The following is an 11,048-nucleotide window of genomic DNA, read 5'->3' as shown; positions in this document are numbered from 1 at the left end:
TTTTGTACCAAGCCATGTACTACAAGAAGGATAATGCAAGGTTTTTGAAAGTCCCAATCCTATTTTCTTGCACTAACATCGGACTTTAACAGGTCAAAAGCCTTATTTTAAAAGGGTTTTACCATTATTCAGCAAACCCTATTTAGGGTTGGCGGCAAAAAGTTTGTTGGTGGGGTTAGGAGTCGGTCGTCAGTAGCCGGTCGTCAGTAGCCGGTCGTTTCAGGCTTTGTTGCCCTCTCTTTTCGTACCAGTTTATGTACTACAAGAAGGATAATGCAAGGTTTTTGAGGGTCTCAATCCGATTTTCGCAGCATGAACATCGGATTTTAACAGGTCAAAAGCCTTATTTTAAAAGGGTTTTACCATTATTCAGCAAGCCCTATTTAATCAAGTTAATAAAGGAAAAAAATAAAACCCCCTCAACTGACTGAATGAAGGGTGATTTATTGTGTTTTTGGTGGGCAATTTAGCCGACTTTTATGGTTTGAGTTTGCGCTTGAGGGTTGAAGCTGCGCCGAGAGTACCAAGGGCTAGGAAGCTGAGGGTTGAGGTTGGTTCTGGAACAGATGCAGAGACAACTTGAAACTGAAAATTAGGACCGAAACGGCCATTGACAGAGGTAGTGATAGAAGGGAAAGAGAAACCACCAGCCGAATTGTTACGTGCCGCTCCTAAAAAGGTAATTTCTGGGGCTGTGACGATCGAACTAGCAGAACTTGTATATCGATCTGAAAAAGGGTTAGAAATTTCTGAACCCAGAAAGTAGGTTAACCCGCTGGTTAAAGCAACTGGTGCGATCGCCGCATAGCGAAAGCTACCGGTTAATGGACTATTGGTTTGAATAGTAGCGGAACCGAGCAGAGTTCCAGTTGAACTCCATAAACCAACCTGATGAGTTTGGGCTAAAGGGTCTGCCGGAGTTTCATCCCATAACCCTAAAGAAGTTACCGAGAGATTGTCATTAGCGGTAAATGACCATCCCACCGTCATGTTCGTTGCATCAAAATTTCTGAACAGAGAACCACCCGTAAAGCTTTGTAAAGCAACGCTCGCTTGAGCTTGAGTCGGAAAAAATAAAAAAGGAATGACTAGAGTAGAAACGGCGGCTAAGTTTTTGAGCATTCTAACTTCTCTTTTTTGCTAAATATTTTAAGTGCGATCGCCACCCTCGCAGCCAGATCAAGCAACAGCCTAACCCAAACCCGCGAATAGCAGAACTACACACACTTTGCCACCTATAACTGTATTAAAAACTACAATTTAATAAATCTTTATATTTCCTTCTTAATCTCTATAAAGAAACCGCAGAACCGAATCGGTTGTGAACAGCCCACCCCTTTACGGAAGAGATGAACTAAGATTGTGAGTAGGTAGGACTAAGCAGCAATTTATCCAGTTCATTTAAGATGCGCTCTTGGCTGCGGGGCTGTAACCGTTTTAGATAACGCTCGGCTGGTTTTAAGATTATGTAACGCCACATCCTAACTCAGCCTTTAACTTTACTAAGGACTTGCCAGGATCGCGCCCTTCTAAATATTCCTGATAGGCTTTCTTTCCCACTTCAATTTCTTCAGATCGATCAATTACGATCAATGGAAAACACTATGGGGTAGAAGTAAGGGGAAGAGTATTTGATCATCTGTCTCCTCAAGGAATGAAACGAGAGGATTGGCTAAAGATTTTCATTGCCAAAGTGAAGAGTTTATAAGCTACAATGTGGGGACTATAGCTCGTCTAGTAATTCTGGTGAAACCGTCTATTTGTGATAGCATATAGTTAGACTTCGACCATTTGGGAGAGGCAAACTATGATAGATTATAATTTAGACGCGGCGCATAGCATTCTCTATATGCGACCTACATCTGCACTTGCGGCGGAAGATTTCATCAAGATTGCGGAGGCAGTGGATCCCCACATTGAAGCCACTGGTGGCCTTGCTGGCGTAATCATCGAAAATTTGGGTTTTAACTTCTAGTCTGGTTTCTGGTACAAACTACTACCTTTCTGGTAGCTACAGTGGTAATGTCTTCACCATCAGCACCGATGGTAGTAGCTTAGATGCACTGATTATTCAAGGTGCTGAGGCTGCTTTTTCAAGCAACGCTTCCTCGGTTCTTTTGGGATTGGTTAATAGTAATAATCTGGTGGCAGGTAACTTTATTTAACTTCATCGGGGAGATGAAGTGGACCCTGAGAGTGGGTTAGCAATGCGTAACCCACCGCCATGATTCTGGGCAGTGCCAAATTACTGTGTTAGAGTGATAAATACTAGGAATAATCGGTAAATCTTCCAAAGATATCTACTATTTTTGTGTAAAAGTAGTAGAAACTATGGGATTATCCTCAGAGGATTGGTCAGTCGAGAGAGAACCTAAATAATCACTCCACCATCTCTTGACAAATGACCTTAATTGTGCATTACTATATCTCGCTCCATCCTGATATTTTTCTGAAGCTAGAAGGGTATATTAAGAAGGTGAGAGATTCCGATCAACGCCTATTGAGATCAACCTATTATGCTGATTTACTTTATTCACGGAGTGGCAACAAGAGATGCTAGTTATGCCAATAAATTAATCAAACTAATTGAAGAAGAATGTAAACGCAAAAATCTGGCGATTCCTACTGTTATGCAGGATTTTGGGGAAATGTCCTCAAAGGAACCGAAAAATTATGGCGAGATATCGAGCAAGAATTACAGACACAAAAACAGAAAAATAGTAATTTTAACCCCGAGCAATCCTTTCGCTATCAAAATTTTAGAAAAGAGTATTTATCTTATTTTATTGGTGACGCATTTAGCTATTTGGGCAGCGATCGAGGAACCCAAATTCGCCGCATTATTGCCGATCAATTAATCGATCTTGTTCAAACTCACCCCAGGGAAAGCGAATTACATATAGTCGCCCATTCTTTGGGTACTGTAATCCTTTGGGATCTGTTATTTTCCCAGCGTTTTGACCCTCAGGATCCCGCTCACGAAATTCGTGATCTTATCGGTAAAGAACGGGGCAAACTTTCCCTATCTACTGTAACAACAATGGGTTCACCGATCCCATTTTTAAATCTAACTCTAGGCATTGATACTAATCAAATTGAAAAATTTATTAGCCAGCATCAAGGCCGTCGTTTACTCTGGAATAATCTGATCAATTCCTCCGATATTATCGCTTATCCAATCCGTCCTCTTTTTGATTCCATAACCGATGTATCCAAGATGTTAATGAGCGATTATTATCTAGAAGCGACTGGCAATATTTTTGATTCTGTAGAAATTGCTGCCGTAGTCTTGAATTCCCTTAATGCTCATACCTATTACCTAGCATCAGATAAAGTGGCCAAAAATATCGTAGAGACAATTTATTTCGACCAGCAGGATTATAATCATGGCGATAGTTACAGTCATAACACTTGTGTTGATCTTGCCATAGAAAGAATAGCTAAAATATCTGGAGTGACTAAAGATCTGGTAAAAATGAAACCTCTAAAAGAAAAAATATTACTAGAAGGTAAATTTAAAGATGCCAGTGGTTATATTTATTTAAGCTCAGATTTATATCGTGTTCATCATGTTTATATACAGGACAATCACCAAAATATCGTATATGCTGTATATGTGGGCTGGATTCATGTAGAGGGATTGAAAAATTCGGTTACAGAAATCATCAGACAGCTATGTTATATCAACGATGAAGCCAAGAATAGCTAATAGCGTGATGTCTTGGACAATTTTTTAATTTTCGCTGCGCTATACTGCCATTATTGAGATTAAACCAGCATTTATGAGTCAATCCCCCCGCATTCTAGCACTCGATTTTGATGGTGTTCTTTGTGATGGCATGATCGAGTATTTTCAGATTAGCAAACGCACCTATGAAACCCTTTGGCCGGAAATAATTCCCGAGGATTTTTTCCCGAGGTTTTCGCAACTTCGTCCCGTTATCGAAACCGGTTGGGAAATGCCTTTACTGTTGCGATCGCTTGTTCTCGGTATTCCCGACGGGGAAGCTTTAAATAATTGGCCGTCAATTCGGCAAAATCTGCTAGAAAGGGAGAAAATAGCGAAAAAAGCTCTCTCAAATGCCCTCGATCGTCTTAGGGATCGATGGATTGAGTCGGATCTAGAGTCTTGGTTAGCCTTACATCAATTTTATCAACCCGCGATCGATCGCCTGGCCTCTCTTTTAGACTCGGATTTTTTGGTTTATATTATCACTACAAAAGAAAGCCGTTTTGTCAAGCGATTGTTACAAAAAGTAGCAATTAATTTTCCGGCAGCGAGATTAATTGGCAAGGAAATTAAACAGCCGAAATACCTGACTATTCAGCAAATACTGGCTGATTTACCGGAATCCCCCGCTAATTTGTGGTTTGTCGAGGATCGTCTCGATGCGTTGGAATTAGTACAGCAACAAGCCGATTTAAACGATGTGGGCTTATATTTAGCCGATTGGGGATATAATACGGCTCAAATGCGCCAAAAAGTTGCTCAAGATACCCGCATTAAGCTTTTATCCCTATCTCAATTTGCGGCAGACTTTACCCACTGGCAGAGTCAGTGACGAGGAATATTACCAGATAACCGGTAACTGATGCTGCTATACTAAAAAGCGTAGTCGTTATGAGTTGCATTTACGGTTATGACTGTCGAGAATTTAGTCATTATTGGTTCGGGACCCGCGGGATATACGGCGGCGATTTATGCGGCGCGTGCGAACTTAAAACCCTTGATGTTTGAGGGTTTCCAAGCGGGAGGCATTCCGGGGGGACAATTGATGACCACCACAGAAGTAGAAAATTTCCCCGGTTTTCCCGAAGGAATCACCGGTCCGAAGCTAATGGAAAGAATGAAGGAACAGGCCGAAAGATGGGGGACCCAATGCTATACCGAAGATGTTATCTCGGTGGATTTAAGTCAGCGTCCTTTTACCATTCGTTCCACGGACCGGGAAGTTAAGGCCAATAGTATTATTATCGCCACGGGAGCCACTGCCAAACGCTTAGGATTACCCAGCGAGGCCCAATTCTGGAGTAACGGCATTTCCGCTTGTGCTATCTGTGACGGTGCTACACCGATATTTAGAGAGGAAAACCTCGCTGTCATCGGTGGCGGTGACTCCGCAGCCGAAGAAGCCGTATATTTAACTAAATACGGCTCTCACGTCCATTTATTAATTCGCGGGGAAGCGATGCGCGCCTCGAAAGCAATGCAAGACCGGGTGTTAAATAATCCGAAAGTTACCGTTCATTTTCACACCCAAGCGGTGGATGTGTTCGGTACAGGCAGTAAAATGGCAGGATTACGCATTAAAAACTCGCAAACGGGAGAAATCAGCGAATTAGCCGTTAGAGGGTTATTTTATGCCGTCGGTCACACTCCCAATACTTCCCTATTCCAAGGACAACTAGAATTAGACGAGGTGGGTTATGTGAAAGTCAAACCGGGGACTGTTGCTACCAGCGTCGAGGGGGTTTTTGCCGCAGGAGATGTGCAGGACCACGAATACCGTCAGGCAATCACTGCCGCAGGTACGGGGTGTATGGCGGCGTTATTGGCAGAAAGATGGTTATCGGAGCATAATTTAATCCAAGAATACCGTCAATCAGCCACTTCTGAACATTACGAGACGAAAACCGTTAGCGAAACCCCGGCCGATACGGAGGAAACTTTTGATATTCACAAAACCCGTCACGTTGGGGGTTATGCTTTGCGGAAATTATTCCACGATGGCGATCGCTTGTTAATGGTAAAATATGTTTCTCCCACCTGTGGCCCCTGTAAAACCCTGAAACCGATTTTAGATAAAGTGGTCGATGAGTACGATGGCAAAATTTATTTTGTGGAAATTGACATCGAAGCTGACCCAGAAATTGCCAAAATGGGTCAAGTAACCGGTACTCCCACGGTACAATTCTTTAAGGAGCGGGAATTAGTAAAAGAAATGCGCGGAGTCAAACAAAAAAGCGATTTTCGTCAAGTAATTGAGAGTTATCAATAATCAGTTATCAGTTATCAGTTATCAGTTATCAGATGTGAGTTTTGAGTTTACTGTTTACTGAAAAAGCTCCCCACTCCCCACTCCCCCACTTCCCAACACCCTATGCTAGAGGCCTTACAATTTGATTTTATGCGCCATGCCATCGCCGCAGGAATATTAGTTAGTATTGCCTGTGGGATTGTTGGTACTTTGGTAGTAGTTAATCGCGTGGTTTTTATCAGTGGTGGAATCGCTCACGCTGCCTATGGAGGGATAGGAATCGGTTATTTTTTTGGGATTAATCCCCTGGTGGGGGCGATATTTTTTACCTTTTTTTCGGCTTTAGGCATGGGTTTTTTACAGCGTCGCATCCGGGAGAGAGCCGATACTTTAATCGGGGTTATGTGGGCGATTGGTATGGCGATTGGGGTAATTTTTATTGATTTAACTCCCGGTTATAAAGCTGATTTAATGAGTTATCTTTTCGGTAGTATTTTAACTGTACCGAGGGATGATTTATGGATAATGGCGGGCATAGATATATTAATTATCACCTTAGTTAGTATCTTTTATAAAGAGTTGTTAGCCATATCTTTTGATGAAACCTTTGCGATTATTCGCAATATTCCCGTGGAGATAATTTACTTAGGTTTAATGGGAATAACCGCTTTAACTATTGTCGCAGTAATGCAGGTGGTAGGATTAATTATGGTAATTGCTTTACTAACTATTCCCGCCGCTATCAGTGGACAATTTGTTAAAAATATGAAGGGAATGATGATCCTAGCGATTATTCTAGGAATTGTCTTTACTTTAGTTGGTTTGTGGTTATCCTATAGTTTAAATCTCACCTCGGGGGCGACAATTATTTTAGTGGCAGGATTGGGTTATTTAATCAGTCTTACTTGGAAACCTTTGATGCTCACTATCACCAGAAAAATATCTCATCTTTAAGTCTCTCCCCTAGTTGTGGTGATCAGAAAAAGTTATCTAGGGGAGGGTGAAGGCAATTCACCTCCATATTGCCCCACATTAGTTGTTCTCTAGAGGCCGATGGGATAGTCTTGCCAATTATAACCCTAAACGCTGCTTTTGGCGGGCTTTATAGGAGGCTAACAGCCAGATAGAGCCAGAAATCAAAGAAGGAGCAAGGACGAAAAAAGTGGCCATGGTCACGGGATGTTCCCGGGCCCACACCCAATAGATCATCACGGCAAAAATCAAGCCACAGTAAGCTAGTCCTAGAAAGGGGATGCCAATAACTAAAATGGCGAATCGAGTCTCTTTATCCATAAAATATCGGGATGGCAGCGAAAATTTAGCTGATGGGTTCCGTTTGTCCCTATCTTTAGTTATAATCTTCCTTCTGGGATTGCTTGCGGAAAAATAAGGTATTTTTTAGAATTAGGCGCTGATTATTGGGAGGCCTTCCTTGCCGAAACAAAGATTAGATTTATTATTAGTAGCCAAAAATCTCTGTGATTCCCGTCAACAGGCACAGCGATTAATTCGCGCTGGAGAGGTGAAAGTCAATCATCAAATCATCGATAAACCTGCCACAGAAATCGATCGGTCAGCGGCGATCGAGGTTAAGCAGAAACTGCCCTATTTGTCAAGGGGGGGCGAAAAATTAGCTAAGGCCTTAGAATTGTTTGCCATCGATGTCCGCGAGCGCATTTGTTTAGATGGAGGCATTTCCACGGGGGGATTTACCGATTGTCTCTTGCAAAAAGGGGCAAAACGGGTTTATGGGGTTGATGTGGGTTATGGACAAGTGGCGTGGAGTTTACGGCAGGATGAACGGGTTATTTTACTAGAAAGAACTAATTTTCGCTATTTAACCCCGGAAAAGTTATACGGACAGGAAAAACCCGCCGATTTAGCAGTTATGGATCTGTCCTTTATTTCTTTGACCAAAGTTTTACCGACCCTGTGGACGCTATTAAATCCACCGCGAGAAGCGATTTTATTAGTCAAACCCCAATTCGAGGTGGGACGGGAAAAAGTCGGCAAAAAAGGGGTAGTTCGCGACCACCAAGACCAAGCGGGGGCGATTTTTCAGGTTTTACAGGCCGCCGAAGTCTTAGGATGGTTCTATCGGGGTTTAACTTGGTCTCCCATTACCGGACCTGCGGGTAATGTGGAGTATCTTCTTTGGTTATCCACCGATATCGGCCAAGTCAGTCCCAGTTTAGCAGCGATCACAGAAATCACCCAAGCAGCGATCAAACAGTTTTAACCCCGGTGTTTTGTCAAGGAAGTGGGAAGTGGGGGAGATTTTCAGAAAACCCTTGACAAATGGCGAGACTTGCTTTATACTTTATGTATAATGGGAATCCGTGCGCCCATATATATAGGGTTTTTCAGGGAAGATAAGAGAGAAAAAAATAGACTCAAAAATCGGGTTGGGTAGGAAGAGGATAAAGGTATGAAGACGGAAATTTTCCCTCCCCGACAAGGATTAAACAAAGCATTTCTGAGAGTCAAACCGAATCTTTGTCAGGTAGAGAAGTTTCAAGTATTCTTACATACAAAAACGATGATCGGGGAGTTCAATGTATTGGAAAATGGGAGAGATAACCCAAAAAAATCATTGTTAAATCATGTTAAGTCCCGTAGATACAATTAAAATTCTCGAAAATCATCCCGATCGCACTTTTCAAGCTGGTGAAGTTATTTTTGCCGATGGCACGGAGGGCGAGTTAATGTACGGTATTCTTAGCGGAGAAGTGGAGATGTATGTCAAGGGACAATTGATAGAAACTCTAGAAAAAGGGGATGTATTTGGAGCAGGAGCGCTCCTGCATGGGGATAAACTGCGAGAATCCACAGCTATTGCCAAAACTGATTGTAAATTAGCCTATCTCAATCAACCGCAGTTTTTATTTGCCGTGCAGGAAACTCCCATGTTTGCGATCGAAGTGTTAAGAAGTTATTCCGATCGCTTTCGCAAGTTGAAAAAAATCTTCACCAGTGAAGCATAGAGGAGCAAAGGAAAGCCATCCCCTGAAAACTATTGACCGAAAATCTCACCGATAGTTAAACGGGAACCATTGACCAAATCCCCACCAGAACGCGGTGATTTTCCCGATAATTGCACTTCTTTTAATAATAATAAACCCTCACCCGTCTGCACTACCGGCCCGAAATTTTTCCAGAGAGCCACGATCGATCCCACTTCTCCGCTTAGATGAGAAAGGTCTTTTGTCTGTAATTCTGGAGGAAGTTGACCGAGATCCTCTAGGGGAATAGTCGCCATCACTTTTAGGGGTTGTCCCCGTAAAGTGGTCAGCGCATGAGGATAAAAACCCCGGACTCGATCGTGAATTGTCCGGCCCGAATCTTGCCAGTTGATTAGATAGTCAGATTTTTGAATTAAAGGGGCATAGGTGGCATCGTCGTTATTTTGAGGAATTGGGGTAATTTCTGCTCGATCGAGCTTAGAGAGGGTTTCTAGGAGCAAATCCGCCCCCATTTGTCCTAGGGTTGCTCCCACCTGTTCGGCATTGTCAAAAAGAGCGATCGGGGTGTAGGCTTTCAGTAGCATCGGTCCGGTATCCATGCCCGCATCCATTAACATGGTGGTAATGCCGGTTTCTTTTTCTCCCCTAGCGATGCACCACTGCACGGGGGCTGCTCCCCGATATTTCGGTAAAATTGAGCCATGAACGTTAATACAGCCTAATCTCGGCATCTCTAGAATTTCTGGGGAGAGAATTTGTCCGTAGGCAACCACCACAAAGGCATCCACCCGCGATTGTCTGAGAAAATCTAAGGTTCGAGCGTTTTTTTTGACGCTTTTGGGCTGCAAAACCGGTATTTGCTGTTCTATGGCTATTTGTTTCACCGGTGAGGGGATTAATTGATTGCCCCTTCCCCGGCGCTTGTCCGGTTGGGTAACGACGGCAATTACTTCTATATCAGGATTGGCTAATAATTTTTTTAGGGTGGGAACAGCAAAAGTCGGGGTTCCGAAAAAAACAATACGCATGGGAGAGGGGGGATTTTTCAGTTATCAGTGAGCAGTAATCAGTGAATGTCCACCGAGTTATTAACGGCTAACTATGCCAGACCATTGAATTTTTTTGGCTTTTTCCCGACGATAGGAGAAAAAATGATCCTCTTGTTGATAGGTACAAAAAGGAGCGATCGCAATTTGTTCATCCCGAATTCCTAACTGTTGTAGTTGATGATAAATCACCCGTCGCACGTCTAAGCGCACTTTTCCTTTTTCCTCGTCAGCAAATAAGGGGGAGGGGGACAGGTTCAATAAATTCGCCAGAATTTGGTCGGGATTGGTTTCTTGGGGGAATAAACTTAAACCCACTTCTACGGCAACTTCTGCCTCTACTTGATACACTTCCCCGGCAATTGCCGGCCCCAGGGCCAGCACTAAGTTATCTAAACAACTACCTGAGTTTAATAACTGCTTTACTGCTTTGGGAACTATCCTTTTGGCCGTCCCTCTCCATCCAGAATGAATCGCCACCCCAACACCAGTAGAGCGATCGCCTATTAGTACGGGCGTACAATCAGCACTGGCCACCCAAATCCCTTGACCGGAAGCATCGGTGATAATTCCATCCGCTTCGACAATTTCCGGGTTAGTAATCCCTTGGGGATTTAATAGGCGATCGCCATGTACCTGTTTGACCCGATAAACCGGTACATTTGCCCCCAGAGCAGCCGTAAAAGCTTCTGGGGTTTGGGGGTAATAATGACGGGTAAAAAAGCCGTGGGACCAGTCCTCTAGGAGATTACAGGTAAGATAGGGCAATCCTTGCCATATTTGCCATTGCCACAGAGAAGTCTCGGTTAATCGGACATCGATCGCTACATTGGTCACAGTCTAAACCTCTCTTGCTGCATTAATACCTCGTTCTTTCCTATCCTAGTTCTGAGCTTGGCAAACGGCAACCGGAAGATTATTTAGGGTCTGCTGAAAAAGTTTTTCCTAGGGGCAGGGTGTAGGGTGTGGGGTGTGGGGTGTGGGGTTTTACCGATTTTGAGGGGGTCAATTACCTAATTTTCAGGGAAAAAGTCCCTGAATTTCCCCCTGATCACTCCCAT

At 43.3% G+C, this 11,048-nt stretch carries 13 protein-coding genes and 1 pseudogene; 9 read left to right on the top strand and 5 right to left on the bottom strand.

What is annotated here, in order from left to right:
- Positions 1–477 precede the first annotated feature (477 nt).
- Together O9300_RS02580 and O9300_RS02575 are read right to left on the bottom strand one after the other, a co-directional pair.
- Positions 478–1,122, bottom strand: a complete 645-nt coding sequence (locus O9300_RS02580) for a DUF4082 domain-containing protein (protein WP_287969866.1) — start codon at positions 1,120–1,122, stop codon at positions 478–480.
- Positions 1,123–1,354: 232 nt separating this feature from the next.
- Positions 1,355–1,480: a type II toxin-antitoxin system RelE family toxin gene (locus O9300_RS02575; protein ID WP_287627675.1), complete on the bottom strand. Its 126-nt coding sequence runs from the start codon at positions 1,478–1,480 to the stop codon at positions 1,355–1,357.
- Positions 1,481–1,564: 84 nt separating this feature from the next.
- Between O9300_RS02575 and O9300_RS02570 the strand changes: the two genes are divergently transcribed.
- The 7 genes and pseudogenes from O9300_RS02570 (at position 1,565) to O9300_RS02540 (ending at position 6,932) form a co-directional block, all read left to right on the top strand.
- Positions 1,565–1,708, top strand: a complete 144-nt coding sequence (locus O9300_RS02570; protein WP_346304803.1) for a papain fold toxin domain-containing protein — start codon at positions 1,565–1,567, stop codon at positions 1,706–1,708.
- A gap of 99 nt (positions 1,709–1,807) precedes the next feature.
- Positions 1,808–1,954 (top strand): annotated as a pseudogene (locus O9300_RS02565) (STAS/SEC14 domain-containing protein); the annotation flags it as partial.
- A 562-nt stretch (positions 1,955–2,516) separates the two neighbouring features.
- Positions 2,517–2,858: a hypothetical protein gene (locus tag O9300_RS02560; RefSeq protein WP_287969862.1), complete on the top strand. Its 342-nt coding sequence runs from the start codon at positions 2,517–2,519 to the stop codon at positions 2,856–2,858.
- Positions 2,807–3,709: a hypothetical protein gene (locus tag O9300_RS02555; protein WP_287969860.1), complete on the top strand. Its 903-nt coding sequence runs from the start codon at positions 2,807–2,809 to the stop codon at positions 3,707–3,709. Before O9300_RS02560 ends, O9300_RS02555 begins: the two co-directional genes overlap by 52 nt.
- A 73-nt stretch (positions 3,710–3,782) precedes the next feature.
- Positions 3,783–4,562: an HAD family hydrolase gene (locus O9300_RS02550; protein ID WP_287969858.1), complete on the top strand. Its 780-nt coding sequence runs from the start codon at positions 3,783–3,785 to the stop codon at positions 4,560–4,562.
- A gap of 78 nt (positions 4,563–4,640) precedes the next feature.
- Complete coding sequence (gene trxB, locus O9300_RS02545; protein WP_147071847.1) at positions 4,641–5,999, top strand: thioredoxin-disulfide reductase; 1,359 nt, start codon at positions 4,641–4,643, stop codon at positions 5,997–5,999.
- Positions 6,000–6,101: 102 nt separating this feature from the next.
- Positions 6,102–6,932, top strand: a complete 831-nt coding sequence (locus O9300_RS02540) for a metal ABC transporter permease (protein WP_287733290.1) — start codon at positions 6,102–6,104, stop codon at positions 6,930–6,932.
- Positions 6,933–7,049: 117 nt separating this feature from the next.
- On the opposite strand, the gene O9300_RS02535 is transcribed toward O9300_RS02540, so the two are convergent.
- A complete protein-coding gene (locus tag O9300_RS02535; protein WP_002796056.1) occupies positions 7,050–7,271 on the bottom strand; it encodes a hypothetical protein in 222 nt (73 codons plus the stop codon).
- Between the two features lie 139 nt (positions 7,272–7,410).
- Between O9300_RS02535 and O9300_RS02530 the strand changes: the two genes are divergently transcribed.
- Complete coding sequence (locus tag O9300_RS02530; protein ID WP_287969855.1) at positions 7,411–8,217, top strand: TlyA family RNA methyltransferase; 807 nt, start codon at positions 7,411–7,413, stop codon at positions 8,215–8,217.
- 364 nt (positions 8,218–8,581) lie between these two features.
- Entirely contained in the window at positions 8,582–8,962 is a 381-nt protein-coding gene (locus tag O9300_RS02525; RefSeq protein WP_287733292.1) for a cyclic nucleotide-binding domain-containing protein, read from the top strand.
- A gap of 29 nt (positions 8,963–8,991) precedes the next feature.
- Here O9300_RS02525 and fmt read toward each other — a convergent pair whose 3' ends face one another.
- Together fmt and pgeF are read right to left on the bottom strand one after the other, a co-directional pair.
- Complete coding sequence (gene fmt, locus O9300_RS02520; RefSeq protein ID WP_287969853.1) at positions 8,992–9,969, bottom strand: methionyl-tRNA formyltransferase; 978 nt, start codon at positions 9,967–9,969, stop codon at positions 8,992–8,994.
- A 60-nt stretch (positions 9,970–10,029) separates the two neighbouring features.
- Positions 10,030–10,824 (bottom strand): peptidoglycan editing factor PgeF, encoded by a 795-nt coding sequence (gene pgeF, locus O9300_RS02515; RefSeq protein WP_002759681.1) that lies wholly within the window; start codon positions 10,822–10,824, stop codon positions 10,030–10,032.
- Positions 10,825–11,048 lie beyond the last annotated feature (224 nt).

The organism is Microcystis sp. LE19-195.1E (assembly GCF_027532095.1).
Taxonomy (GTDB): Bacteria; Cyanobacteriota; Cyanobacteriia; order Cyanobacteriales; family Microcystaceae; genus Microcystis; species Microcystis aeruginosa.
The sequence above is the reverse complement of the archived record's forward strand: the minus strand, read 5'-3'. Positions and strand labels throughout refer to the sequence as shown.

Bases quoted from the DNA above. Each gene is read 5' to 3' on its own strand.
- O9300_RS02560 (WP_287969862.1), top strand. From the start codon at position 2,517: ATGCTGATTTACTTTATTCACGGAGTGGCAACAAGAGATGCTAGTTAT.
- O9300_RS02580 (WP_287969866.1), bottom strand. From the start codon at position 1,122: ATGCTCAAAAACTTAGCCGCCGTTTCTACTCTAGTCATTCCTTTTTTA.
- O9300_RS02525 (WP_287733292.1), top strand. From the start codon at position 8,582: ATGTTAAGTCCCGTAGATACAATTAAAATTCTCGAAAATCATCCCGAT.
- O9300_RS02575 (WP_287627675.1), bottom strand. From the start codon at position 1,480: ATGTGGCGTTACATAATCTTAAAACCAGCCGAGCGTTATCTAAAACGG.
- O9300_RS02550 (WP_287969858.1), top strand. From the start codon at position 3,783: ATGAGTCAATCCCCCCGCATTCTAGCACTCGATTTTGATGGTGTTCTT.
- O9300_RS02535 (WP_002796056.1), bottom strand. From the start codon at position 7,271: ATGGATAAAGAGACTCGATTCGCCATTTTAGTTATTGGCATCCCCTTT.
- O9300_RS02540 (WP_287733290.1), top strand. From the start codon at position 6,102: ATGCTAGAGGCCTTACAATTTGATTTTATGCGCCATGCCATCGCCGCA.
- fmt (WP_287969853.1), bottom strand. From the start codon at position 9,969: ATGCGTATTGTTTTTTTCGGAACCCCGACTTTTGCTGTTCCCACCCTA.
- trxB (WP_147071847.1), top strand. From the start codon at position 4,641: ATGACTGTCGAGAATTTAGTCATTATTGGTTCGGGACCCGCGGGATAT.